Below are 25,358 nucleotides of genomic sequence, written 5' to 3' on the forward strand. Positions count from 1 at the left end.
CGCTGTGATGCTGCTGGCAAGAAGTGCCCGGGCGTTCTATAACTGGCGTTGCCAACCCCCTGCACGGCCTGGAGGCTATGTAATGCTCAAGCTTTATGGATTTTGCGTCAGCAACTACTACAACATGGTCAAGCTGGCGTTGCTGGAGAAGGGACTGCCGTTTGAAGAAGTGCCGTTTTACCCAAGCGCAACCCCCGAGGCGCTGGCTATCAGCCCACGTGGAAAGGTTCCGGTGCTGGGCGTCGAACAAGGTTTCATCAACGAAACCAGCGTGATTCTCGAGTACCTCGAACAGAGTCAGAAAGGCACGCCGCTGCTGTCCAGCGAGCCCTTCGAGCGAGCGCAGGCGCTGGCTTTGGCCAAGGAAGTCGAGTTGTACATCGAACTGCCGGCGCGCGCCTGCTACCCCGAAGCATTTTTCGGCATGTCTGTGCCGGAGGCGATCAAGGACAAGACCAAGGCCGAGCTGCTGCTGGGGTTCGCCTCGCTGGGCAGGCACGGCAAGTTCGCCCCTTACGTAGCGGGCGACAGTCTCAGCATTGCGGATTTGTATTTCCTGTACAGCGTGCCGATGGCCTGTGCCGTGGCGCAGAAGCTGTTCGATATTGATCTGCTGGCCGAGATGCCAGCGGCCAGGGCGCTGCTGGAGCGTCTGGGGCAGAACCCGCATGTACAGCGGATCGCAAAGGACAAGGACGCGGCGATGCCAGCGTTCCTGGAGATGATCGCGTCGAAGAAGTAAGTTTGTAGTGCTCTGAAGTCAGTCATCGCGGGCAAGCCCGCTCCCACAAGGATCTCCGGCCAGCCAAAATCTATGGCAGACAGGGAAACCTGTGGGGGCGGGTTTGCTCGCGAAGCTCTTGGCGATTTAGCGGCTGGCGAGCAGCGCCTGACCGCGAGCAACAGCCTTCTTGACCTGCGCCGGCGCAGTCCCGCCGATATGGTCACGGGCATTCACCGAACCTTCCAGGGTCAGCACGGCAAACACGTCCTGCTCGATCTGGTCGCTGAATTTGCGCAGTTCTTCCAGGCTCATTTCCGCCAGGTCCTTGCCGCTTTCCACGCCGTACTTCACCGCGTGGCCAACGATCTCGTGGCAGTCACGGAACGGCAGCCCGCGGCGTACCAGGTAGTCGGCCAGGTCGGTGGCCGTGGAGAAACCGCGCAGGGCCGCTTCGCGCATCATGGCGTGCTTGGGCTTGATCGCCGGGATCATGTCGGCAAAGGCCCGCAGCGAGTCGCGCAAAGTGTCGGCGGCGTCAAACAGCGGTTCCTTGTCTTCCTGGTTGTCCTTGTTGTAGGCCAGGGGCTGGCCTTTCATCAGGGTCAGCAGGCCCATCAGTGCGCCGAACACCCGGCCAGTCTTGCCGCGAACCAGCTCCGGCACGTCCGGGTTTTTCTTTTGCGGCATGATCGAACTGCCGGTGCAGAAACGGTCCGGCAGATCGATGAACTGGAACTGCGCGCTGGTCCACAGCACCAGCTCTTCGGAGAACCGCGACAAGTGCATCATCGCGATGCTGGCGGCCGAGCAGAACTCGATGGCGAAGTCGCGATCGGACACGTTGTCCAGGGAGTTGCCGCCGACAGCGTCGAATCCCAGCAGTTGCGCGGTGTATTCGCGGTCGATCGGGTAGGTGGTACCGGCCAGTGCGGCGCTGCCCAGCGGCATGCGGTTGGTGCGCTTGCGGCAGTCCACCAGACGCTCGTAGTCGCGGCTGAGCATTTCGAACCAGGCCAGCATGTGGTGTCCGAAGGTCACCGGCTGTGCGGTTTGCAGGTGCGTGAAGCCTGGCATGATACTGCCGGCTTCGCGCTCGGCCTGCTCCAGCAAGCCTTGTTGCAGGCGGGTGATTTCGCCGAGGATCAGGTCGATCTCGTCACGCAGCCACAGGCGGATGTCGGTGGCGACCTGGTCGTTACGGCTGCGGCCGGTGTGCAGTTTTTTACCGGTCACGCCGATGCGGTCGGTCAGACGCGCCTCGATGTTCATGTGCACGTCTTCGAGGTCGATGCGCCAGTCGAACTGGCCGGCCTCGATTTCACCCTGGATGGTCTTGAGGCCATCGATGATGCTGTCGCGCTCGGCATCGGTCAGCACGCCGACCTTGGCCAGCATGGTGGCGTGGGCGATCGAGCCCATGATGTCGTGGCGATACAGGCGCTGGTCGAAGGTGACGGAGGCGGTGAAGCGGGCGACGAAGGCGTCGACGGGTTCACTGAAGCGGCCGCCCCAGGACTGATTGGTCTTGTCAGTGCTCATGAATTCGCTCGTATCGGCTTGAAGAAAGATGGCGTGGAACGCTGAGGCGGATAATAACAGGGTTGCCAATCCTGTCGCTGACACTGGTCGACACGTTTTTTTCTCATGGCGTGACCCATACTCGAAGCAAGCGATGCGCAAATTGCGCAACGATATTTCTCATTTGAGCAATATCGTCCCGGCAACCGTCTACAGTTGGACAGTAGGATCAGCGCACTTCTCGATGCTGCAGCTGACTATATAGAGAAGAGGGGTGTTCATATTGTGTATCAGCAAACCCTACGGCGATGCCTCGCCAATGCGGGCCTGGGCCGCTAGTCACCCGGCAGATGAAAATTTAGCCGGCGGTCTCGCGGCACTTTTTGGCCCTCGCGCTAGTCTTAGCGTGGATCGCGGTGACGGACGTCACTTCACCTGTCTACGCTATCTTTGTGCGAGACTCACGCAGGAATCCAGCGCAATATGAATGTCCTGATCGTTGATGACGAACCCTTGGCCCGCGAGCGCCTGAGCCGAATGATCGGCGAACTCGAGGGATACAACGTCCTGGAGCCCAGCGCTACGAATGGCGAAGAGGCGTTGGCACTGATCGACAGCCACAAGCCGGATATCGTACTGCTCGATATTCGCATGCCGGGCCTCGATGGCCTGCAAGTGGCGGCACGATTGTGCGAACGTGAAACCCCGCCCTCCGTGGTGTTTTGCACAGGGCCCGATGAATTTGCCGTGGAAGCCCTACAGGCCAGCGCCGTGGGCTATCTGGTGAAGCCAGTGCGCACAGAACAGTTGCACGAAGCATTGAAGAAAGCCGAGCGTCCCAATCGCGTCCAGCTCGCGGCCTTGACTCGCCCGGCGGCCGAAACCGGCAACGGTCCGCGCAGTCACATCAGCGCCCGTACCCGTAAAGGCATCGAGTTGATCCCGTTGGGGCAGGTGGTCTACTTCATCGCCGACCACAAGTACGTGACCTTGCGCCATGAAGGCGGTGAAGTGCTGCTCGACGAGCCGCTCAAGGCCCTCGAAGACGAATTTGGCGACCGTTTCGTGCGGATCCACCGCAATGCACTGGTTGCCCGCGAACGCATCGAACGGCTGCAACGCACCCCCCTGGGACATTTCCAGCTGTTTCTCAAAGGCCTGAACGGCGACGCCTTGATCGTCAGCCGACGTCATGTGGCCGGCGTGCGCAAAATGATGCAACAACTGTAATCCGCCATTCGGGGCGGATTTCTACCCTGTTTCTGGGCATTGAAGGCCAGGGAGGCCATGCAGTTTCTGATACAAGTCAAAGTGGATTTGGCTGAGCTGTTATTATCCGCCGTATCTATTCAGTACGGATTGATCCATGTCCTCTCGCGAAATCCGCATCGCCACCCGCAAAAGTGCTCTCGCCCTGTGGCAGGCCGAATACGTCAAGGCTCGTCTGGAACAGGCCCATCCGGGTCTGCTCGTGACGCTGGTGCCCATGGTCAGTCGCGGCGACAAGCTGCTCGATTCGCCTCTGTCGAAAATCGGCGGCAAGGGCCTGTTCGTCAAAGAACTGGAAACCGCGCTGCTGGAAAACGAAGCCGACATCGCCGTGCATTCCATGAAAGACGTGCCGATGGACTTCCCCGAAGGCCTCGGTCTGTTCTGCATCTGCGAGCGCGAAGACCCGCGCGATGCGTTCGTTTCCAACACTTACTCCAGCCTGGATGAGTTGCCGCCGGGCAGCATTGTCGGGACCTCCAGCCTGCGCCGCCAGGCGCAACTGTTGACCCGTCGCCCGGACCTGGAAATCCGCTTCCTGCGCGGCAACGTCAACACTCGCCTGGCCAAGCTCGATGCCGGCGAATACGACGCCATCATCCTCGCCGCGGCGGGTTTGATTCGCCTGGGCTTCGAAGACCGCATCACGTCAGCCATCCGTGTCGAAGACAGTCTGCCGGCCGGTGGCCAGGGCGCGGTCGGTATCGAGTGCCGCAGCGTCGATACTGAAATCCACGCGCTGCTGGCGCCGCTGCATCATCAGGACACCGCCACCCGCGTGACCGCCGAACGTGCACTCAACAAGCATCTGAATGGCGGCTGCCAGGTACCGATCGCTTGCTACGCGGTGCTTGAAGGTGAGCAGATCTGGTTGCGTGGTTTGGTGGGCGATCCGAGCGGTGGCCTGTTGCTCAGTGCCGAGGCTCGTGCACCACGGGTTGATGCCGAGGCCTTGGGCGTTAAAGTGGCTGAAGACCTGCTGAGTCAGGGCGCCGACGAGATTCTGAAAGCAATCTATGGCGAGGCAGGGCACGAGTGACTGGCTGGCGCCTGTTGCTGACACGCCCTGCGGATGAGTCGGCGGCGCTTGCCGGTGTGCTGACCGAAGCGGGGGTTTTCAGTAGCAGCCTGCCGCTTTTGGACATCGAGCCGATTCCTGCCTCTGCCAAAATGCTCGAAGTGATTCAGAATCTGAATCGCTATTGCGCGGTGATCGTGGTCAGCAAACCGGCCGCCAGAATCGCTGTCGATCTGCTCAACCGGCACGGGCCGCAACCACCGGTTCTGAAGTGGTTCAGCGTGGGCGCGGCGACGGCGCAGATCCTTGAGGATAACGGGCTGGATGTGAGCTTCCCGGTCGACGGCGATGACAGCGAAGCCTTGCTTGAACTTCCACAGTTGCGCGAGGCTATCGTCCGACCCGATGCACGGGTGCTGATCATGCGCGGGGAGGGTGGGCGCGAGTTGCTGGCTGAGCGTTTACGCGAGCTTGGTGCTAGTGTCGAGTATCTGGAGTTGTACCGACGCGGTTTGCCGCAGTACCCGCCAGCGACGCTGCCTGAGCGGATCGAAGCGGAACGCTTGAACGGGCTGGTGGTCAGCAGTGGACAGGGTTTTGAGCACCTGCACCGATTGGCCGGCGATGCCTGGCCGCTCATGGCACGGTTGCCGTTGTTTGTTCCAAGCCCCAGGGTCGCCGAGCTGGCACGTGCCGCCGGGGCCCAAACAGTTGTGGATTGTCGTGGCGCCAGTGCCGCGGCCTTGCTGACGGCGTTACGGGAGCACCCCGTACCCGTTTTCTAATGCAAAGGATGGATACGTGAGCAAAACAGCCTTGCCTGAAGATGACGTCCAGCCGGTGCTCGATGCGCCGGTAGAAGCACCGGTTGAAACCGGGCTACCTGCTACTGAGCCGCGCCGAGGCAATGGGCTGGCAATCATCGCGCTGCTGTTGGGCGCTGCCGGTGTTGCCGTGGGCGGTTGGGGAGTCTGGCAGGTGCGTCACCTGCAAGCCAATAACCTGCAACAGTTGAGTCAGGTACAGGCGTTGAACGATCAGGCGCAGAGCCTGAAGCTCAACGAGCAGCGTCTGACCGCTCGCCTCGAACAAATGCCTGCCGCCGAAGAACTCGATGCGCGCAGTCGCTTGGTCACTCAACTTCAGGGTGATCAACAACGCTTGAATCAACGCCTGGAAACCGTCCTCGGCGCCAGCCGCAAGGATTGGCGTTTGGCCGAAGCCGAGCATTTGCTGCGTCTGGCCAGCCTGCGTCTGTCGGCGTTGCAGGACATCAGCAGCGCCCAGGCCCTGGTGCAGGGCGCCGATGAAATTCTCCGTGAACAGAACGACCCGGGCTCATTTGCCGCCCGCGAGCAAGTGGCCAAAACGTTGGTAGCGCTACGCAGTACCGAACAGCCGGATCGCACCGGGTTGTTCCTGCGACTGGGCGCCTTGCGCGATCAGGTGATCAACCTCACCGAGCTGGCGCCTGAGTACAAGGACCGTGGCGAATCCCTGCTGGGCCTGACTGCCGATGGCGACGGTGCCAGTCGCTGGGCGCAATGGTGGGATCAGATCTCGCGTTATATCCGCATCGACTTCAACGCCGACAAGAATGTCCGTCCGTTGCTGGCAGGGCAGAGCCTGAGCCAGGTGCGTCTGGCCCTGAGCCTGGCGCTGGAGCAGGCGCAGTGGGCCGCGCTCAATGGCCAGGCCGCGGTTTACACCCAGGCGCTGGCCGAGGCGCGGGACGTGCTCAAGGGCAACTTCAACCCGGACAACCCGCAGAGCAAAATCATGCTGGAGCAGGTGGGCGAATTGAGCAAGCAGCCGGTCATAGTGGTCACGCCAGATCTGACGGGCACGTTGAGCGCGGTTCAGGCCTACCTTGAGCGGCGCAATGTCAACGCCGAGGACTCGGTGAAACCTCTGGTCAAACCGACTGCGAACGCCGCGCAGGAGGCGACGCCATGAAGCGCCTCTATGTGATCGTGTTCGTGGTCATCGCCGCTGCCGCGGCGCTGGGGCTGGCGATTGCCGAGCATTCCGGTTACGTGCTGATTGCCTACAAAACCTTCCGTTACGAATCGAGCCTGTGGGCCACCCTGGCCCTGGTGGCCGTGCTGTGGCTGGTGTTCTGGGGCATCAAGGCGTTGATCGAGCTGGTGACGACTTCCGGTGGAGTGGTCAATCCATGGTCGCGACGCAATCGCAGTCGGCGGGTGCAAGTGGCGATCGAGCACGGCCAGCTGGATCTGGCCGAGGGCCGTTGGGCCAGTGCGCAGCGTCATTTGTATCGCGCAGCGGAAGCCGAACGGCAACCGCTGCTCTATTACCTGGGGGCTGCCCGTGCCGCGAACGAACAAGGTCACTATGAGGAAAGCGACAACCTGCTGGAGCGCGCGCTGGAGCGCCAGCCCCAGGCCGAGTTGGCGATTGCCTTGAGCCATGCCCAATTGCAGACCGACCGCGGCGACACTGAAGGCGCCCTGGTGACCCTGCAAGCCATGCACGAGCGTCATCCTCACAACGTCCAGACCTTGCGCCAGTTGCAACGCCTGCATCAGCAGAGGGGCGATTGGTCGGCAGTGATTCGCTTGTTGCCGGAGTTACGCAAGGACAAGGTGCTGCCGACGGCCGAGCTGGCTGAACTGGAGCGCCGCGCCTGGGGTGAGAATCTTTCTCTGGCGGCACACCGGGAAGAGGACGGAACGGTCGGTTTGCAATCGCTCAATCGCGCCTGGCAGCAGCTCACCGCCGCTCAGCGCCAGGAACCGCAACTGGTGCTGGCCTATGCCGAGCAATTGCGGCAACTGGGCGCGCAGGTCGAGGCCGAAGAGGTTCTGCGTGCGGCTCTCAAGCGCCAATACGACAGTCATCTGGCACGGCTGTACGGTCTGGTTCGCGGCAGCGATCCGGCCAGGCAACTGCACACCGCCGAAGGTTGGCTCAAGGATCATCCGGCCGATCCGAGCCTGTTGCTGACGTTGGGCCGCCTGTGTCTGCAAAGCAGTCTATGGGGCAAGGCCCGGGATTATCTGGAGAACAGCTTGCGCGTGCAGCGCAATCCTGAGGCCTGCGCCGAACTGGCGCGGTTGCTGGCGCAACTGGGTGACACCGAACGCAGTAATCAGCTGTTCCAGGAGGGCTTGGGTCTGCTGGACGAGCGCTTGCTGTCGGCACCGCTGCCGCTGCCGGCTCACGCCTGAGACCTGTCGCCGGGCCTACGTAGGAGCTGCCGAAGGCTGCGATCTTTTGATCTTGTTATTAAGAGCGCAGTCGCTCCGAATCCAACACTGTTTTTGCGCTGTAGTCCTTCGCCGGCAAAGTCCTACAGCGGATTACATCTTATCCTCTCGACTCTGTCGGGAATTCCCTACACTTCTGGTGAAGTGTCCGTGCTGGCCTGCCTTGAAAGGCTGCCGTGCTTTCCTCTACCGTAACCGCTTGTCTCTACAGTTACGGAAAAGCCATGTCTTTGGCCTGCTCACGCTCCTTGTTTTTCATGGTTTTCATTGCAGGTGCCCTGGCCTTGGGCGTTTCCTATTACCTGGAATATTCGGTCGGCCTCAAGCCTTGCGGGTTGTGCCTGCTACAGCGGTTTTGCCTGGCGCTGCTCACGGGTATTTGTTTGACGGCTTCGGTGCAGGGGCCTGGCCGCTTCGGATCGTTCCTGTATTGGCTGCTGGGCCTGCTTTGCAGTCTGGCGGGTACCGTCACGGCGTGGCGGCAGGTCGTGTTGCAGAGTGATCCGGTGCATCAGTTATCGGCGTGCTCACCCAATCTGGCCGATCTATTCGCCAGTACGCCCTGGTTGTGTGTCGTGCAGCGAATGTTCAAGGGCACCGCCGACTGCGCGGAAATCTCCTGGACGCTGTTCGACCTGAGCATCCCGGAATGGAGCCTGCTGTTCTTCGTTGCGATGATGATCCTGGGCGGGTATCAGTTGCTGCGCCTTGTCTGGATCGCGTGTCAGCGACCGCTCGGCGGCGAGTCGTCGCACCGGGTACTGGCGGGCGATTAAACACTTGTATGAACTTTATCTCCTGCGTACCTTGAAGCCATAGGCGTGCGGGCATAATCTGGCCCGCACGTGTCATTGGAATTATGTTGCTCGTTGCTGTTCTGTCTGAGCCAAACCGGATATACCGAGTCTTGTTGCAGGTGTAGAACGGCATGACCCATTAGGGAAGAGAGATCGCCATGTTAGATAGTTGTCAGAATGCTCAGGAACGCTGGGGTGGGGTTCATAAGCTCATTGACCGCTGGCTACAGGAGCGTGAAGAGTTGGTAAAGGCGTTCCGCGACTTGCGAGATGCCAAACCGGCTTTCGCCGACAAGTCCTTGAACGGTCGGTTCTGCGAGATTCTTGTCGATTACGTTTCTGCCTGGCACTTCGAAGTAAGTGAGCATCTGGTCAATGAGGCCAAGGCCTTTGGTGACGATGGCGGTCTTGAGCTGGTTGAGCAGATCAACCCGCGTATCGACGTGAGCACCGAGATGGCTCTGTCCTTCAATGATCATTGTCACAAGGGTGACTGCAACGACACCGAGCGTTTCGCCGAAGCGCTGGAAAAGCTGGGCAGCCAACTGCGTGAACGCTTCGAACTGGAAGACTGCCTGATCGAAGTGCTGCATACCGCCCACAAGGAAGAGAGTTCGGTTCAGGCCTGAACCCTTCCTGGCCAGAAACTGGAAACGGTGCGCAATGCGCACCGTTTTTCGTTTCTGGCATTCAGCTTGTCGCACCACGCAATTCGACTTCGAATACCAGCGGTGTGAACGGCGCGATCAAGTCGCCGGCACCGTCGGCGCCATACGCTTGCGCCGATGGAATCACCAGGCGCCATTTCGCGCCGACCGGCATGTTTTGCAAGGCAGTGCGCCAGCCCGTGATCACACTATCAAGACTGAACCACTGCGGCTGGCTGTTCTGGTCGAACACTGTGCCGTCAGGCAAGCGACCGATATACAGCACCTGCACTTTGCCGTTCGGACCTGCCTTGGCGCCGGTGCCCGGCGCCAGCTCTGTCAGCAATATTCCATCCGCCAGTTCGCGAACCCCTGGTTTGGCTTTTTCTTCAGTGAGAAAACGCCGTTCCTTTTCGAGGGCGACTTCGCTTTGCGCGACTGCGGGTTGCTCGGCAGTCTGTGCTTCGTGCTCGGCAAGAATCTGTTCGATCCGCTCGTCTTTCAGTGCCAGCGGCTTACCTTGATAGGCTTGCTGCAAACCGTCGAGCAGCGCCTGAAGTTGCAGATCCGGAACCTCCTGGCGCAAGCGTTCGCCAAGGCTCGCACCCAGGCTGTAAGCGAGATCGTGAGCGTCATTCGTGGAGGTTTTTTCGGCGGCCTGAGCCATGGGAAAAAACACGCACAGCGATAAAAAAAGGTAGCGCGACATGGGCACTCTCCGACCTGAGATGCGCAGGATTATGCCAGTGTGAATGCGCTCGAAGGTGAACTGGTTTTGCGTAAGTGCAGAACATTTTTACTTCGTTGCAACGTAGCGCTTTCGATACTGTCAACATGCCCTAGCGGCGGTTGCAGCAGAGGTCTAGTATGAGCCGCATTCACGTCAGCCAGGAGGTAAACCATGTCGGCCACCAAGAAGCCAGTAAATACTCCGTTGCACTTACTCCAACAACTCTCGGGCAGCCTGCTCGAGCATTTGGAAAACGCTTGTTCCCAAGCCTTGGCTGATGCTGAAAAACTGCTCGCCAAACTGGAAAAGCAGCGCGGAAAAGCGCAGGAAAAACTGCACAAGTCTCGCACCAAATTGCAGGACGCTGCGGCGGCCGGCAAAGCCAAGGCACAAGCCAAGGCCAAAGAGGCGGTGAAAGAACTTGAGGACCTGCTCGACGCCCTCAAGAATCGTCAGTCCGAAACTCGCAGCTACATCCTGCAACTCAAACGCGACGCTCAAGAAAGCCTGAAACTGGCCCAGGGCGTCGGTCGTGTTCAAGAGGCTGTCGGCAAGGCGTTGTCCCTGCGTTCGGCCAAGCCTACTGCGGCACCTGCGAAGAAAGCCGCTGCCAAACCGGCTGCTGCAAAAGCACCGGCCAAGCCTGTCGCCAAACCGGCTGCCAAAGCACCGGTAAAAGCCGCAGCAAAACCTGCGGCGAAAAAAACAGTCGCTGCCAGCGCTGCGAAACCAGCAGCTAAAACGGCGGCTGCCAAACCTGCCACCAAGCCAGCTGCTGCCAAAACAGCTGCTGCTAAACCTGCTGCAAAAACCACCGCTGCCAAACCCGCCGTGGCGAAAACCGCAGCTGCAAAACCGGCCGCTAAACCAGCAGCCAAAACTGCCGCCGTAAAACCAGCTGCCAAGCCAGCCGCCAAACCTGTCACGGCTAAAACAGCTGCTGCCAAGCCTGCTGCAAAACCGGCGGCGAAACCCGCCGCTAAACCTGCTGCTGCGAAACCTGCCGTCGCTGCCAAGCCAGCCACTGCCGCCAAGCCAGCTGTAGCGAAACCAGCAGCCAAACGTGCCGCTGCCAAACCGGCTGTAAAACCTGCCGCCAAGCCAGCCGTGAAAAAGCCAGTAGTTGCTGCGAAGCCGACTGCCGCACCTGCTGCCAAGCCAGCAACCCCGGCTCCGGCTGCGGCGGTCCCGGCAGCCACTACCTCGACAGCTTCGCCTGCGCCAACGCCAGCCGTGTCGTCGAGCACCACCCCAACCAGCGCTTCCTAAGTGCCGGTTACCGCGACGCGCAGCTGATGCAGCGCGTCGCGGTCCAGGTTGGCGGCGCCTGCCGCCATACCTTCCAGCCAGGTCGAGAGATCGTTCGTCTCATCCTGCGGCCAGCCCTGCGCCAGTCGTTCCAGCCGCAACAACAGTTGCCGCTCGGCTTCCAGTTCCAGTGTTTTGACTTGCTCGCGCAACGTATTCAGTTCGGCGTCCTCCGCCGCGTCGGCTTTCCATTGCCTGCGCAACGCCCGTAGCGGTCGCACGACATCCGCGTCCCAGGGGGTGACCACATCGCGAAGTTGCTGCAATCGTTGTTCGTTACAGGCGACGCCCCGCTGTCCCAGCCACAATCCACAGAGCAGCAGGCACACGTTCACCCCCGCCGACTGCAATTGCAGGCAGGCGTCTTCAACGCCGGGACGGGCGTAAGTGTCGAGGGAAAAGCTCCACAGGTCAGAGGACATAGTGCTACTCGCGCCAGTTGCGAGCGAAGCTGGTAGACTCCGCCGCCATTATGATTCGACTTCAGAACCTGACTTTACAGCGTGGCCCGCAACGTCTGCTAGAAGACGCCGAGCTGACCCTGCACGCCGGCCACAAAGCCGGCCTCATCGGTGCCAACGGCGCCGGCAAATCGAGCCTGTTCGCCTTGCTTCGGGGCGAGCTGCACCCGGACTCGGGTGACTGCTTTCTGCCGGCCGACTGGCGCATCGCCCACATGCGCCAGGAGGTCGACACGCTCGAACGCCTGGCGGTCGACTACGTGCTCGATGGCGACCTGCGCCTGCGCCAGGTACAACATGACCTGGCGGCAGCCGAAGCGGCGCATGACGGTGCCGCTCAGGCCCGCCTGCACTCGGAACTCGACAGCGCCGATGGCTACACCGCCGACGCCCGGGCGCGCAAGTTGTTGGCAGGCCTTGGGTTCACCAACGATCAGATGGATCGACAGGTAGGAGATTTCTCCGGTGGCTGGAGGATGCGTCTGAACCTGGCGCAGGCCTTGATGTGCCCTTCAGACCTGTTGCTGCTCGACGAACCGACCAACCACTTGGACCTCGATGCCATCATCTGGCTCGAAGAGTGGCTCAAAAGCTATCCCGGCACCTTATTGCTGATTTCCCACGACCGCGATTTCCTCGATGCCGTGGTCGATCACGTGGCCCACGTCGACCAACGCAAGATCACCCTGTATCGCGGTGGTTATACAGCGTTTGAGCGGGCCCGTGCCGAACGTCTGGCCCAGCAACAGCAGGCCTACGAGAAGCAACAGGCACAACGTGCGCACATGGAAAGCTACATCGCCCGCTTCAAGGCCCAGGCCACCAAGGCCCGTCAGGCCCAGAGCCGGATCAAGGCGCTGGAGCGGATGGAGGAACTGTCCGCCGCCCACGTCGATTCACCCTTCGACTTCGTCTTCCGCGAATCGCAGAAAATCTCCAGCCCGTTGATCGACCTGTCGGATGCGCGCTTGGGTTACGGCGACAAAACCGTGCTGGAGAAGGTCAAGCTGCAACTGACCCCCGGGGCGCGGATCGGTTTGCTCGGCCCTAACGGTGCGGGTAAATCGACCCTGATCAAAAACCTCTCCGGTGAACTCGAGCCATTGGCTGGCCGACTGACCCGGGGCGAGAACACCGTGGTCGGCTACTTCGCCCAGCATCAACTCGACTCCCTTGACTCCAAGGCCAGCCCGTTGCTGCATTTGCAGTGCCTGGCGCCAACCGAGCGTGAGCAGACCCTGCGCGATTTCCTTGGCGGTTTCGACTTCCGTGGGGCGCGCATCGATGAGCCGGTGCTGAATTTCTCCGGCGGTGAGAAGGCCCGTCTAGCCCTGGCGTTGATCGCCTGGGGGCGGCCGAACCTGTTGCTGCTCGACGAACCGACCAACCACCTGGACCTGGAAATGCGCCTGGCGCTGACCATGGCCTTGCAGGAATTCAGTGGCGCGGTACTGGTGGTCTCCCACGATCGTCATCTGCTCAAAAGCACCACCGACAATTTCTATCTGGTGGCCGACGGCAAGGTCGAGGAGTTCGACGGCGACCTGGAAGACTACACCCGTTGGCTGGTGGAATACCGTCAGCGCAATACGCCGGTCAGCAACACCCCGGTCAACCCGGACAAGACCGACAAGAAAGCTCAGCGCCAGGCCGCCGCCGCGTTGCGTCAGCAACTGGCACCGCACAAGCGCGAGGCCGACAAGCTCGAGGCCGAGCTGGGCAAACTGCACGAAAAACTGGCGAAAATCGACGCCAGCCTCGGTGACAGCGATATTTACGAGCCGGCGCGCAAGAACGAATTGCGTGATCTGCTGGCCGAACAGGCCAGGCTGAAGGTGCGTGAAGCCGAACTGGAAGAGGCCTGGATGGAAGCGCTCGAATTGCTCGAAAGCATGCAGGCGGAGCTGGAGGCCCTGTCTTGATGGAGGCCTTCAAGCTGCCGTTGCCGGCGATGTGGGTCGAGCCGATCTGGCTGGTCGTGCAAATCCTGCTGATCCTGCTGGCCGGTTATATCGCCCAGCGCGTCGTCGCTAAATGCCTGACTCGCCTGGGCGAGCGCTACCCGTTTCCGCCGCAGTTTTTGCTGCCGCTGCGTGGCGGTTTGCGCTGGCTGATCATGGGCAGTGCGCTGATTTTTGTGCTGGAACGCCTTGGGGTGTCGGCAACGGTGCTCTGGACGGCATTATCCGGTTTCGTTGCGGTGGCCGCCGTGGCGTTTTTCGCCATGTGGAGTGTGCTCTCCAACCTGTTGTGCGCGATCCTGATCTTCACCGTCGGCCCATTCCGTATCGGCGATGTGGTCGAGTTGGTGGACACTACCGACAAGCCCGGCGTCAAAGGCCGGGTGGTGGCGATCAATCTGCTCTACACCACGTTGATCGAAGCCGAAGAGCTCGGTACCGGCAGCGCCATGGTGCAAGTGCCCAACAGCCTGTTCTTCCAGCGCTCGGTTCGACGCTGGCGCGGTACTGATGCATTCCCTTCGAACGGGTTCGAAAAGTAAGCCTTCTGTTGCCTGATACACCGCTTTCGCGAGCAAGCCCGCTCTCACCCTCAGTCTAATTCCTGCGCAAGACACAAGCGGGCTTGCTCGCGAAGGGGCCCTACTGCCGTAAACGCTGTTCGGCAGCCGCCACGTCCTATAAAAAATCGGTAGTCATCGGCCCAAAGGCGCATTAGCTTAGACGTCTGTCACGGGTCTGAGTCGAGGTGTGCAATGGTGCTTCAAACATGGCTGGCGTTTTTTGCCGCCTGCTGGGTGATCAGTCTTTCCCCCGGTGCCGGCGCCATTGCGTCGATGTCCAGCGGTTTGCGCTACGGTTTCTGGCGCGGTTACTGGAATGCCCTGGGCCTGCAACTGGGCCTGGCGTTGCAGATTGTGATCGTCGCTGCCGGTGTCGGCGCAATCCTCGCGGCCTCCGCCACTGCCTTTTACGTGATCAAATGGTTCGGCGTGGCCTACCTGGTCTACCTCGCGGTCAAACAATGGCGCGCGCTGCCTGGCGAGATGAGCGACGACGCTGCCATTCGGCAGATCGGCAAGCCGATGGCGCTGGTGTTCCGCGGTTTTCTGGTGAACGTCAGCAATCCCAAGGCCTTGGTGTTCATGCTTGCGGTGCTGCCGCAATTCATCGACCCCCACGAGCCGTTGGTAGCCCAGTACCTGATCCTCGGCGTGACCATGATCTGTGTCGATCTGATCGTCATGGCCGGCTACACCGGGCTGGCGGCCAAGGTCCTGCGTTTGTTGCGCACGCCCAAGCAGCAGAAGCGCATGAGCCGTACCTTTGCCGGACTGTTCATCGGCGCGGCGGCGTTCATGGCGACCCTGCGCAAAGCGGCGGTATAAAACCTCAGGCACAAAAAAGGCGACCTATCGAGGTCGCCTTTTTTATGGTGGCTGGGAGCTTTTTGTGGCCAGCCTGAGATCAGTGCAGAATCACCGGTGCCGTATCCCGCGGCAGGTTGTTGCGCAGTGGCGCTTGCCCTGGTTGCTCGTAGCCACCGCCACCGAGCTGTTGGCTCAGTTGCGCGGCCACGTCTTCACCCAGCGCCTTGGACACGTCACGCACCACCCGTGGGCGGTTCAGGGAAACCCGAATGTCCCGGCCATTCACCAGTTTGGTGTCCTGACCTTCGCCCATCGCCGTGAAGGCCGAGGTGATCTCAAAGGTCTTGGTGTTGATCAGGCTGAAGTCTGCCACCAGCGTCAGCCCCAGCACCGCCGAATAGCTGTCGGTGTTGGCCAGCTCGTTCATGTCGCGGGTGAAGTCGATGTCGGACACGGTGCCGAACAGCACGTAGTCGGCACCCTTGAAACTACCGGCCTTGATGCGCTTGATCACGTCATATACGTCACCTTTGGACGATGCTGTGTAAGGCGTGCCCTGCACCAGCTGAAACATGCCGGTGCGCAGAATCTCGCCCTTGATGTCGCCGGTGAATTTGCGTAACTCACCTTGCTCGATGTAGCTGCTGGTTGCTTCGTACTCTTCGTAACTGGACGAACCACTGGCGCCGTAATAGCTCTGGCTGTGGTTGCTCTGGGCCGAAATAGTGTGGACGTATTGCTCCACCCGTTCCTGATAGGCCAGGTCAGCCACTGCGACTTTCGGGGCCGCTTGCACGCTGAACGCGCAAGCCAGGGCCATCATGCCAATCCATGTGCGCATCGATTAACGCTCCGTGGTTTTGCGGATCTCTTTTTCGTCCATCCACTCGGCCAGACCGCTCTCAACGTCGATCAATTGCAGGCTGAATTTGTAGAAGACGTCCTTGTAGTCGCTGCTGCGCTTGACGATCGAGCTGATCGAACCTTCAAGACGGTATTGGGCGGCGATCATGTTGCCAGTCTTGGCCACAGTGCTCTTCTTGTACAGGCCGCTCTGGTTTTGCAGCTTGAGCTGGTCGACCTGGCTCTGCATGGCGGTGTTGTCGCTGGCAAAACGGGCCACGCCGGTTTTCATCAGCTGGGTCTTGATGCTGGTGGTGATTTCGCGGGTATCGATGTACTCGCTGGTCTTGTTCTTCACGTCGTAGACCTGAACCACCGGGCGGCCTTGCAGAATGCCGGACTGGGCCAGGGAGCGGGTCATGGATTCGGCGATCATCTGCAGGTCGGTGGAGCCGAACTCGTTGGTCACGGTTTCCACAGCCTTGGTGTCGCCGTAGCTGATGTTTTTACTGCCCAGCGTCGGCGAAGTGTTGGCGCAACCACTGGCCAGGAGGGCGATGACGGCGATGAATGAAAAGCGTGCAAACATGGGAATGCTCTCTAGAACTGAACGAATAGGGTGTCGAGCTTAAGGCGTTTTGATTTCGAGACGGAAATCCACGGCTTTGGCGGTTGGCGCAATGGCCTGAATGAAACTGGTCTGCTCGCCGTACATCATCTGGCTTTTCCAGGTCTCTTCTTCTGCAACCGGGAAACCTTCAGGGCCGAGCCAGGCAAAACGGTAGTAGAAGGTCTTGTTGTTGTAGCTGGTGTTGCTCAGCTGCACATTGACCGTCATGAAGCCGTTTTCCCGGGCCACGCGCATGGCGCCGACCACGATGTTCTTGAGCTTGCCCATGGCCACGACCTTGCTGGCAGCGCTGCCTGGTTCCGGTGGTGGCGGGGTGGCGCAGCCGGCCAGCAAGGCCAGGGCGACGACAGCGATGAGTTTGAAGCGCATGCAAAGACTCCGTTCTTAAGGTTGTTTGAGGCTGGCCACGGCGGTCGGGTTGGCGCTCGGGATCACGTGAGCGGCCAGGCCGCTGGCGAATACCTGATTGCCCACGGCGCGAAGGCTGATGACCTGATAGCGCTGATCCACAGTGACCTTGACCACTGAGCCGCCCACGGCGCTCGGCAGGGTGACTTGGTGCTCGCCTTTCTTCAAGCGCAGACGCACTACTTGAGTGTTGTCCGGCAGGGTGCGCCACGTACGGGTATCGGCACCTTCGAGCACGGCTGAAGAGATACCGACTGCAAGACCCGCCAGCGGGTTGGTTTCGTTGATCTGCTTCTGTGCCACGCCACGGGTGATCGCCCGCACGGTGGTGCGCAGGATGATCCCCGGCATGTCGTCACGCAATGCGCGGCGGGACATGGCGGTGGTGCTGTTGAGTTGAGTCAGGTTCAGTTGCTGACCGTCCACGCCGATCTGGGCAAAGGTGGCGGTGGAGGTATCCGGTTTGATGATCGGGAACGACAGCGGCGTGATCACCACGTTGTTGCTGATCGGCAACGGCAGCGGAATGCGGATGGAGTCGCGGGACGGCGCCAGACCGCTTTGCACGACGATCAGGATGTCGCTGTCCTCGTCCTTGGCGGGTTTGTCGAGATTCACCAGCGCCTGTTCCAGCAGCGGCGTGTTCGGGCGCAGCTCGGCGGCCTTGCGATAGCCCGGTGCGGCCAGGTCTTTCTCGCCCAGGGCTTCATACACGAAACCGGCCAGGTAATGGCTGAACGCACTCTGGTAGCTGTTTTTCAGGCTGACCACGTCCGGCGCGTCGAGGCTGGCCACCGGATAACCCTGAAGATCCTTGTACTGGGTTTTGACGCCTTCTTTCTCGGCCTGCTCTTCGCTCTTGAGGTATTCCTTGTCGCGCAAGTCGGCGATCACCGCTTCACGTTCGTGGGTCTTCTTGATTGCGGTGCGCGCGCCGTCGAAGTCATTCACCGCCAGCAGGTTGAGGGCCATCTGCGTGGTCAGCATGACTTTTTCGTAGTCGTAGCCTTCGTAGCGACGGACCTTGTCGTTGACCAGAAAACTGCCGAACTGGGCCAGGTACTTGTCGGTGTCGAGCTTGACCGAGTCTTCCCACTTGCCCACCACCTGATCGGCGCTGGTCCAGGCGTTCTGGCTGCCGGACAAATCGCCCTTGGCGCGCAGCAGTTCACCCTTCTCGAAGTAATAGAGCAGGTCTTTGTCGGCGCCGGTGTTGTTCTTTTCCAGCAGGGTCAAGGCGGCATCGACGTTGCCGGCAGCCAGTTGCTGGTTGGTCTGTGCCAGTTCGGAGTCGTAGTTACGAAAAGCCGAGCAGCCGGAGAGCAAGGTGACAGCACTGAGCGCGATCGAGGTAAGGGCGCGGGAGGCCATAGGGGGTACTTCTTCCCTGAGTTAAGCAGCCACGCGTGCTGGTCGGGCTGTTGGGACCTATCGGCAGGGCTGTTGGCGTCCTGCCAATTCCTCATAAAAAGAGGAGCTTAAATGCCATATCGAAATAACGAAGGCGCGGCATTATAAACAGGGATGCTGGCTATGTAATGGCTTTTTAATTACATGTTTTCACAACTGTGCCATTGCTTATTTCTGGCCTGATACCGGCGCTGGCGAGGTTTGCACATAAGTCCTTCCGACGACGAATGTCACGGTGTTTATTGTGCGCAGGTTGATGACTTGAAAGTCGCGGTCGATGCGCAGGGTAACCGGTGCGGTGCCGGGCGCGTTCGGCGCGTTGAACAGGTGTTCACCTTTTTTCAGCCGCAGACGCGCGACCAGGGTTTTGTCCGGCAGGGTGCGCCACGTGCGGGTGTCGGCCTCCTCGAATGGGTCTTCGCGGGTGACCACCAGCGATGCTTTGGCCGGGTTGCGTTCGTTTTCCTCGGCCTGGCCGATTGCCGCCATGTTGGCGCGGAACATGGCCCGCGAGATGATGGCGGGCATGTCATCACGCAAGGTGCGCAAAGCCATGTCGGTGACGCTGTTGAGTGCGGTCAGCGGCCGTTTGCGACCATCGACGATGATGTGGTCGAACGTTGGCGTGATGGTGTCCTGGATCATCACCGGGAAAGAAATCGGGGCAACGATCACCAGGTTTTCGTTCAGCCGTACCGGAATCGGCACGCGCACCGAGCTGCGTGCCGGCGCCAGGCCGCTTTGGACGATGATTAACACATCACTTTCATCGGCTTTTGCCGGCGGCTTGTCTAGATTGCGCAGCGCCTGCTCGAGAAGCGGCAGGTTCGGGCGCAATTCAATTGCCTGGCGATAGCCCGGCGCGGCGAGATCGCGTTCGCCGAGGGCTTCGTAGGTGAAGCCAGCCAGGTAATGACTGAAGGCACTCTGATAGCCGTTTTTCAGTTCGATGACGGCCGGCGCATCGAGCGTGGTCACCGGGTAGCCCTGCAGATCCTTGTAGCGCACGGCAATGCCCTGGGCCTTGGCCTGCTCCTCGAGCTCTTCGTACTGCAGCTCGCGCTGACGGGCAATCAGCGCTTCGCGTTCGTGGGTTTTCTTGATGTCGGCGCGGGCGCCGTCGAAGTCATTCGCAGCTAATTGGTTGAGGGCCATTTGCGTGGTCAACATGACTTTTTCGTAGTCGTAACCTTCATAGCGACGCAGTTTGTCATTGACCAGCAGGGTGCCCATTTCATTGCCAAACCGTGTGAGCAGTTTCATGGCGCCGGAGGGCACCGCTTCTTCGCGCTGGAACACCATCTGGTCGGCGCTGCGCCAGGCTTTCTGGCTCTGCGGCAGCGCACTGGCGACACTAAGGATGGCGCCTTTCTCGAAGTAATAGAGCAGATCCTTGTCTTCCCAGGGATTGTGCAACTCCACCAGGTCCAGCGCACCCTGGAGGTTACCCACCAATAGTTGGTCGTTGGTCTGTTGCATTTCCTGATCATAATTTCGGTACGCGGCACATCCACTCAGTTGCAGGGCGAGACTCAGAAGCAGCGAGAAAAACAGGCAGGAGCGCATGGACGATGATTCTTCCCTGATCGGATACCGCGAAGAGATAGCAATTTGCCGCCGAATGTACACGCCGTTGCGCGGGAAATACCAACAAAGCTTGAGCGAAACTCATTGGAAGTGAACAATGTGTTACTTCGTATTTCCATTTGAGATTTATTCATGACTGGCTCCTCTCGTTTTCTGGCGTGGCTCATGCTGCCGATGATCGCGTTCTGCAGCTTCAATGCGCTGGCCGAAACCGCAGAGGGTGCGCCCAAGGCCCTGCATTTGCTCGATTACATCGCCGCCGATTACCCGGCGGCGGTCGAGGGTGGCAAGGTTATTGATGAGGCTGAATATCTCGAACAGCAGGCGTTTCTGGGGTCGCTGCAAGGGTTGATCGCCGATTTGCCGGCCAAACCCGAACGTGCCGAACTGGAGCAGGGCGTCAACGGCCTGCGCACCGCGATCGCCGCTCGCAAGGACAGCGCGGACGTCGCCCGTCAGGCGCGGCAACTGGGGGCAAAGCTGGCAGTGACCTATGAAGTCAGCCAGGCCCCGGTCATCACCCCGGACCCAACCCGCGGCGCGCCGCTGTATGCCCAGCAATGCTCGGTGTGCCATGGCGATGCGGGCGCCGGTGACGGCCCGGCGGGCGTCGGCATGACACCACCGCCGACCAATCTGCGCGATGCCGCGCGACTGGACCGTCTGAGCCTCTACGCGATCTACAACACGCTGGGCATGGGCGTCGAAGGCACCGACATGCCGGCCTTCGCCGATCAGCTGGATGATCGTCAGCGTTGGGACCTGGCGACCTATATCGCTAGCTTCAGCGCCGATCCGGCTGCGGCAAAATCCGAGAAAACCTACAACATCGCTGACCTGGCACGTCAGACGCCAGCCGAAGTGCAGGCCGCCGAAGGTCCGCAAGCGGCCGCGACCTTCCGGGCGCAACGGGCGCAACCGCCGCAGGTCAAGCGTGGCCCGGGGCAACTGCTGGAATACACGGCTGCCACGTTGGACAAGAGCATCGCCGCCTACCGTGCCGGCGATCACGACCAGGCCTACGACCTGTCGGTGGCGGCGTACCTGGAAGGCTTCGAACTGGTCGAAAGCTCCCTGGACAACGTCGACGCCAATGTGCGCAAAGACACCGAGAAGTCCCTGATGGCTTACCGTCAGTCGTTGCAGGACGGCTTGCCGGTGGCCCAGGCCGAGCAGCGTCTGGAGGTGGCCAAGGCCAAGTTGAAAGAGTCCGCTGGCCTGCTTGGTAGCGATGGCTTGAGCTGGTCGCTGAGCTATATTTCCGGTCTGTTGATTCTGTTGCGCGAAGGTCTGGAAGCGATTCTGGTGCTCGCGGCGATCCTCGCGTTCCTGCGCAATACCGGCCAGCAATCGGCGGTGCGCAGCGTCAATATCGGTTGGGGCCTGGCGCTGCTGGCCGGGCTGGCGACCTGGGCGGTGGCGGCGTATGTGATCGACGTCAGCGGGGCCCAGCGTGAGCTGCTGGAAGGTGCCACGGCGCTGTTTGCCAGCGTCATGGTGCTCTGGCTCGGCGTGTGGATGCACGACCGTCGCCACGCAGCGGCCTGGCAGGATTACATCAAGAGCAGTCTGGTCAGTGGTGGCGGACGTTTCGGGTTTGCGATCCTGGCGTTCTTCTCGGTGTATCGCGAGCTGTTCGAAGTGATCCTGTTTTACGAAACCCTGTGGTTGCAGGCCGGGCCTGCTGGGCATAACGCCGTACTGGCTGGCGGGGCGACGGCGCTGGTTATGCTGGTCGGTTTGGCCTGGGTGATTCTGCGCGGCTCGGCGAAACTTCCGCTGGCGTTGTTCTTCGGCATCAATGCCGGGCTGCTGTGCGCGTTGTCGGTGGTGTTTGCCGGCCATGGCGTGAAGGCGTTGCAGGAAGCCGGGATCTTCGGCACGCGGCCGGTACCGTTTTTTGACTTCGACTGGCTGGGGATCCACGCTGATGCGTATTCGCTGAGTGCTCAGGCCGTGGCGATCATTGCGATCGTCGTGCTGTACAGCCGTAGCCGGATGGCCGAGAAGCGGCGTCTGCCGGTTTCTTAAAAGCATTCGCTGCGCTCACAATCGCGAGCAGGCTCGCTCCCACAGGTTCAGCGCTAACCTTGTGGGAGCGGGCTTGCCCGCGATGCTTTTCAACAGAGGAAAACACAATGCGCGTGTGGATCGATGCCGACGCCTGCCCAAGGGCAGCCAAGGATCTGGTGGTGAAATTCGCCCTCAAGCGTCAGTTCGAAGTGGTGATGGTGGCCGGGCAGCCGCAGATCAAGCCGGGCCTCGCTCTGGTGAAGCTGATCGTGGTGCCCAGCGGCCCGGATGCCGCCGACGATTACCTGGTGGAACACGCGGTGCCGGGGGAGTTGGTGATTTGCAGCGATGTACCGCTGGCGGACCGGCTGGTGAAGAAGGGTGTTGCGGCGCTGGATCCACGGGGCAAGGAGTTCGATGCGCAGAACATGGGCGATCGACTGGCGGTGCGTAACCTGTTCACCGACCTGCGCGAGCAGGGTCAGATGAGCGGCGGACCGGCGCCGTTCGGCGACCGCGAGAAGCAGGCGTTCGCCAATGCGCTGGACCGGATACTCACGCGGTTGTCCCGCAGGTCTTAAGCAAGACGGTGGTCCCTGTGGGAGCGAGCCTGCTCGCGATGGGGTCGGCACGCTCAACATTGATGTTGACGGTTAGACCGCTATCGCGAGCAGGCTCGCTCCCACATTAAACAGTGTTACTCGTCGTTTTCGTGGGTCAGTTCCAGTACGCGGTCGACCAGTTTGTTGATGCCGGAAGCCGCCTCGCTGATCGATTGCGCCAGCATATAGGCCGGGGTACTCACCAGCTTGCGTGCTTTATCTTCGATGATATCGGTTACCGCGCACTCGGCATGGGTGGCGCCCATTTTGTTCACCGCGGCGGCGGTATCGGCGTCGTTACCGATGGTGCAGGTCACGCCCGGGCCGTAGATTTTTGCCGCCAGGGCCGGCGAGATGCAGATCAGCCCCACCGGTTTGCCAGCCTCGGCGAACGCTTCGGTCAACGCCAGGACGTCAGGTTGAACGCTGCATCCGGCGCCTTCGACGGCAAAGCTCGACAGGTTCTTGGCCGCCCCGAAACCACCGGGAACGATCAGCGCATCGAAATCTTCGACGTCCGCTTCACGGATATCCTTGATGTTGCCCCGGGCGATACGCGCCGATTCCACCAGCACGTTGCGCGATTCGGGCATTTCTTCGCCGGTCAGGTGGTTGATCACATGCAACTGCGCGATATCGGGTGCGAAACACTGCACCTGGGCACCGCGCTGGTCCAGCCGCAGCAGGGTGATCACGCTTTCGTGGATCTCGGCGCCGTCGTACACGCCACAGCCGGAAAGGATCACTGCAATTTTTTTGCTCATGGGCTTTTCTCCAGGTTCATGGCGTTAAATGTCCACTAATTTGTCACTCGTTGCCATAGGGTTAATTCGCGGCTACACCTAATCTCTGCTGAACGATTCCGATCAGGTCGCGTCATGAACTTCATTCTGTATGCGGTGCCGTTTTTCTTTGTGCTGATTGCGGTCGAATTGCTGGCCGACCGTTGGCGCGGGGCGAGCAATTACCGCGTGGCAGACGCGATCAACAGCCTCAGTACCGGCGTGCTGTCGACCACCACGGGCCTGTTGACCAAGGGCGTCGGGCTGGTGACTTATGCCTTCGCCCTGGAGCACCTGGCCGTGATCGAACTGTCGGCCGACAGTGTCTGGGTCTGGGTGTTCGCTTTCGTCTTCTATGACTTCTGCTACTACTGGCTGCATCGCATGGGCCACGAGCGCAACATCCTCTGGGCTGCCCATTCGGTGCATCACCAGAGCGAGGACTACAACCTCTCCACCGCCTTGCGCCAGACCAGCACCGGGTTTCTGCTGAGCTGGATTTTCTACCTGCCCCTGGCCGTGCTCGGCGTGCCGCTGCTGGTGTTTGTCAGCGTTGCGGCGCTGAACCTGCTGTACCAATTCTGGGTGCATACCCGGCACATTCCCAAGCTCGGCTGGTTCGAGTGGTTCTTCGTCACGCCGTCCAATCATCGGGCTCACCATGCACAGAACGCCCTCTACATGGATCGCAACTATGGCGGGGTGTTCATTATTTGGGACCGTCTGTTCGGCTCGTTCCAGGAAGAGGACGACAACGAACCGGTGATTTTCGGCGTGACCACGCCGCTGGCGAGCTGGAATCCGTTGTGGGCGAACGTGCAGTTCTATGCGCAGTTGTGGGATGACGCCCGGCGAGCCGAGCGCGGGTGGGACAAGCTGCGGATCTGGTTCATGCGCACCGGGTGGCGGCCGGCGGATGTGGCGGCCAAATACCCGATGAACAAGCCGGACCTGGCTCAGTTCCGCAAATTCGAGGTGCCGCTGGATGGGCGCCAGCAGTGGTATGTGGCGCTGCAATTCTGCGTTTACATCGCCTTGGGCAGTTACTTGATGAATTTGGAGCAGAGCCTGCCGACCGCAGCCCTGGTGTTGGGCTGGGGCGCCGTGGCGTTGGGGTTGTTTGTGTTGGGCGCGGCCCTGGAGAATCGCCCGCAGGCACTGAAACTGGAGCTGTTGCGGCTGGCGTCGAACCTGCCGCTGGTATGGCTGGCACCGATGGTCGGGCTATGGCCGGGCGGTGTGGTGGGAAGCGCGGCGGGCTGGGTGGTGCTGCTCAGTTACAGCCTGCTCAGCGGCATCGGTCTCTACTGTTGTAGAAGCCGTGTCACTCGATGGGCGTCGTAGGTTCGTTGGACTTGGCCTGTTCGGCTTTCAGCGCCTGCTCGTCGGCGTAGACCTTCTTCGCCAGACGGGCATTCTTGAAGCGCCGCCGCAGCCATAGGAAAAAGCCCAGGACCAGCAGGGCGCCCAGCACCCACAGCTCGTACTTTTTGACGCTGCCCAGCATGCCTTCGAGCACCGAGCCGAAGTGATACGCGGCAGCGGCCAGTGCGGCGGCCCAGATCGCCGCGCCAATCCCGTTGAGTAGCAAATAGCGTCCTGGCGGATAGCCCGACAGGCCGATCGCCACCGGCATCACGGTGCGCAAGCCATAGACAAAGCGGAAGCTCAGCACCCAGATGTCCGGGTGTTTGCGGATATGTTCCAGTGCCCGATCGCCCATCAGTTGCCAGCGCGGTTTGCGTGCCAGCAATTTGCGCCCGTGCTTGCGCCCCAGGAAGTACCACAGCTGATCGCCGGCATAACTGCCGAAGAACGCCACGACCACCACCAGATTGATGTCCATGTATCCGCGGAACGCGAGGAAGCCTGCGAGTACCAGAATGGTTTCGCCTTCGAAAAACGTGCCGAGGAATAGGGCAAAGTAGCCGAAGTCATGCAGAAATTGTTGGAGCATTGTCTGGGTGCTGGCGAAATGAACGCGCAGCCTAACCCTTCGTGCACATTCATGAAAGTGTCCAAATGTGTCTCGACGTGAACATTTCCTAC

Annotated in this window: 25 protein-coding genes; 15 read left to right on the forward strand and 10 right to left on the reverse strand. The window is 60.6% G+C overall.

Annotated features, from left to right (window positions below; translation table 11 throughout):
• The first annotated feature begins 82 nt into the window (after positions 1–82).
• Positions 83–742 (forward strand): glutathione S-transferase, encoded by a 660-nt coding sequence (locus tag LOY38_RS01295; protein ID WP_258698525.1) that lies wholly within the window; start codon positions 83–85, stop codon positions 740–742.
• A gap of 126 nt (positions 743–868) precedes the next feature.
• Here LOY38_RS01295 and argH read toward each other — a convergent pair whose 3' ends face one another.
• The gene (gene argH, locus LOY38_RS01300; protein ID WP_258698526.1) at positions 869–2,263 is read right to left on the reverse strand and encodes an argininosuccinate lyase; all 1,395 of its coding nucleotides are present in this window, start codon (positions 2,261–2,263) and stop codon (positions 869–871) included.
• Between the two features lie 462 nt (positions 2,264–2,725).
• On the opposite strand from argH, the gene LOY38_RS01305 reads away from it, so the two are divergent.
• The 7 genes from LOY38_RS01305 to rsd all read left to right on the forward strand — a co-directional run bounded on the left by LOY38_RS01305 (position 2,726) and on the right by rsd (position 9,185).
• Positions 2,726–3,472: a LytTR family DNA-binding domain-containing protein gene (locus LOY38_RS01305; protein WP_258698527.1), complete on the forward strand. Its 747-nt coding sequence runs from the start codon at positions 2,726–2,728 to the stop codon at positions 3,470–3,472.
• A 136-nt stretch (positions 3,473–3,608) separates the two neighbouring features.
• A complete protein-coding gene (gene hemC, locus LOY38_RS01310; RefSeq protein WP_258698528.1) occupies positions 3,609–4,550 on the forward strand; it encodes a hydroxymethylbilane synthase in 942 nt (313 codons plus the stop codon).
• Positions 4,547–5,314, forward strand: a complete 768-nt coding sequence (locus tag LOY38_RS01315) for a uroporphyrinogen-III synthase (protein ID WP_258698529.1) — start codon at positions 4,547–4,549, stop codon at positions 5,312–5,314. The genes hemC and LOY38_RS01315 overlap by 4 nt, the downstream gene beginning before the upstream one ends.
• Positions 5,315–5,330: 16 nt before the next feature.
• Positions 5,331–6,485, forward strand: a complete 1,155-nt coding sequence (locus tag LOY38_RS01320) for a uroporphyrinogen-III C-methyltransferase (RefSeq protein WP_258698530.1) — start codon at positions 5,331–5,333, stop codon at positions 6,483–6,485.
• Positions 6,482–7,720, forward strand: a complete 1,239-nt coding sequence (locus LOY38_RS01325; RefSeq protein ID WP_258698531.1) for a heme biosynthesis protein HemY — start codon at positions 6,482–6,484, stop codon at positions 7,718–7,720. The genes LOY38_RS01320 and LOY38_RS01325 overlap by 4 nt, the downstream gene beginning before the upstream one ends.
• A gap of 263 nt (positions 7,721–7,983) precedes the next feature.
• The gene (locus LOY38_RS01330) at positions 7,984–8,535 is read left to right on the forward strand and encodes a disulfide bond formation protein B (RefSeq protein WP_258698532.1); all 552 of its coding nucleotides are present in this window, start codon (positions 7,984–7,986) and stop codon (positions 8,533–8,535) included.
• 179 nt (positions 8,536–8,714) lie between these two features.
• Positions 8,715–9,185, forward strand: coding sequence for a sigma D regulator (gene rsd / locus LOY38_RS01335; RefSeq protein ID WP_258698533.1), 471 nt, complete (start codon positions 8,715–8,717; stop codon positions 9,183–9,185).
• 61 nt (positions 9,186–9,246) lie between these two features.
• Here the strand turns inward: rsd and LOY38_RS01340 are convergent, their stop codons facing one another.
• Positions 9,247–9,912 (reverse strand): FKBP-type peptidyl-prolyl cis-trans isomerase, encoded by a 666-nt coding sequence (locus tag LOY38_RS01340; RefSeq protein ID WP_258698534.1) that lies wholly within the window; start codon positions 9,910–9,912, stop codon positions 9,247–9,249.
• Between the two features lie 192 nt (positions 9,913–10,104).
• Between LOY38_RS01340 and LOY38_RS01345 the strand changes: the two genes are divergently transcribed.
• Positions 10,105–11,202, forward strand: coding sequence for an AlgP family protein (locus LOY38_RS01345; RefSeq protein WP_258698535.1), 1,098 nt, complete (start codon positions 10,105–10,107; stop codon positions 11,200–11,202).
• On the opposite strand, the gene LOY38_RS01350 is transcribed toward LOY38_RS01345, so the two are convergent.
• Positions 11,199–11,663 carry a TIGR02444 family protein gene (locus LOY38_RS01350; RefSeq protein ID WP_258698536.1) on the reverse strand — a complete coding sequence of 155 codons (465 nt, stop codon included), beginning with the start codon at positions 11,661–11,663 and terminating at the stop codon, positions 11,199–11,201. The two genes, LOY38_RS01345 and LOY38_RS01350, sit on opposite strands and share 4 nt — an antisense overlap.
• A gap of 50 nt (positions 11,664–11,713) precedes the next feature.
• Here LOY38_RS01350 and LOY38_RS01355 point away from each other — a divergent pair, with 50 nt between their 5' ends.
• From LOY38_RS01355 to LOY38_RS01365, 3 genes are all read left to right on the forward strand, one after another.
• Positions 11,714–13,624 carry an ATP-binding cassette domain-containing protein gene (locus LOY38_RS01355; protein ID WP_258698537.1) on the forward strand — a complete coding sequence of 637 codons (1,911 nt, stop codon included), beginning with the start codon at positions 11,714–11,716 and terminating at the stop codon, positions 13,622–13,624.
• The gene (locus tag LOY38_RS01360) at positions 13,624–14,205 is read left to right on the forward strand and encodes a mechanosensitive ion channel family protein (protein WP_258698538.1); all 582 of its coding nucleotides are present in this window, start codon (positions 13,624–13,626) and stop codon (positions 14,203–14,205) included. Before LOY38_RS01355 ends, LOY38_RS01360 begins: the two co-directional genes overlap by 1 nt.
• A 213-nt stretch (positions 14,206–14,418) precedes the next feature.
• A complete protein-coding gene (locus tag LOY38_RS01365; RefSeq protein WP_258698539.1) occupies positions 14,419–15,051 on the forward strand; it encodes a LysE family transporter in 633 nt (210 codons plus the stop codon).
• A gap of 79 nt (positions 15,052–15,130) precedes the next feature.
• On the opposite strand, the gene LOY38_RS01370 is transcribed toward LOY38_RS01365, so the two are convergent.
• From LOY38_RS01370 to LOY38_RS01390, 5 genes are all read right to left on the reverse strand, one after another.
• Complete coding sequence (locus tag LOY38_RS01370; protein ID WP_258698540.1) at positions 15,131–15,874, reverse strand: penicillin-binding protein activator LpoB; 744 nt, start codon at positions 15,872–15,874, stop codon at positions 15,131–15,133.
• 3 nt (positions 15,875–15,877) lie between these two features.
• Positions 15,878–16,465: a penicillin-binding protein activator LpoB gene (gene lpoB / locus LOY38_RS01375; RefSeq protein WP_105340689.1), complete on the reverse strand. Its 588-nt coding sequence runs from the start codon at positions 16,463–16,465 to the stop codon at positions 15,878–15,880.
• 39 nt (positions 16,466–16,504) lie between these two features.
• Positions 16,505–16,876: a YcfL family protein gene (locus LOY38_RS01380; RefSeq protein WP_223490503.1), complete on the reverse strand. Its 372-nt coding sequence runs from the start codon at positions 16,874–16,876 to the stop codon at positions 16,505–16,507.
• Positions 16,877–16,891: 15 nt separating this feature from the next.
• A complete protein-coding gene (locus tag LOY38_RS01385; RefSeq protein WP_258698541.1) occupies positions 16,892–18,286 on the reverse strand; it encodes a COG3014 family protein in 1,395 nt (464 codons plus the stop codon).
• Positions 18,287–18,493: 207 nt separating this feature from the next.
• The gene (locus LOY38_RS01390) at positions 18,494–19,891 is read right to left on the reverse strand and encodes a COG3014 family protein (RefSeq protein WP_258698542.1); all 1,398 of its coding nucleotides are present in this window, start codon (positions 19,889–19,891) and stop codon (positions 18,494–18,496) included.
• 153 nt (positions 19,892–20,044) lie between these two features.
• On the opposite strand from LOY38_RS01390, the gene LOY38_RS01395 reads away from it, so the two are divergent.
• Together LOY38_RS01395 and LOY38_RS01400 are read left to right on the forward strand one after the other, a co-directional pair.
• Entirely contained in the window at positions 20,045–21,943 is a 1,899-nt protein-coding gene (locus LOY38_RS01395; protein ID WP_258698543.1) for an FTR1 family protein, read from the forward strand.
• 107 nt (positions 21,944–22,050) lie between these two features.
• Complete coding sequence (locus LOY38_RS01400) at positions 22,051–22,506, forward strand: YaiI/YqxD family protein (RefSeq protein WP_258698544.1); 456 nt, start codon at positions 22,051–22,053, stop codon at positions 22,504–22,506.
• Positions 22,507–22,622: 116 nt separating this feature from the next.
• Here LOY38_RS01400 and elbB read toward each other — a convergent pair whose 3' ends face one another.
• Positions 22,623–23,291 (reverse strand): isoprenoid biosynthesis glyoxalase ElbB, encoded by a 669-nt coding sequence (gene elbB, locus LOY38_RS01405; RefSeq protein WP_258698545.1) that lies wholly within the window; start codon positions 23,289–23,291, stop codon positions 22,623–22,625.
• 114 nt (positions 23,292–23,405) lie between these two features.
• On the opposite strand from elbB, the gene LOY38_RS01410 reads away from it, so the two are divergent.
• Complete coding sequence (locus LOY38_RS01410; RefSeq protein ID WP_258698546.1) at positions 23,406–24,653, forward strand: sterol desaturase family protein; 1,248 nt, start codon at positions 23,406–23,408, stop codon at positions 24,651–24,653.
• Here LOY38_RS01410 and LOY38_RS01415 read toward each other — a convergent pair.
• Entirely contained in the window at positions 24,634–25,266 is a 633-nt protein-coding gene (locus LOY38_RS01415; RefSeq protein WP_258698547.1) for a DedA family protein, read from the reverse strand. The genes LOY38_RS01410 and LOY38_RS01415 overlap by 20 nt on opposite strands.
• Positions 25,267–25,358: the final 92 nt, after the last annotated feature.

The organism is Pseudomonas sp. B21-015, assembly GCF_024749285.1.
Taxonomy (GTDB): Bacteria; Pseudomonadota; Gammaproteobacteria; order Pseudomonadales; family Pseudomonadaceae; genus Aquipseudomonas.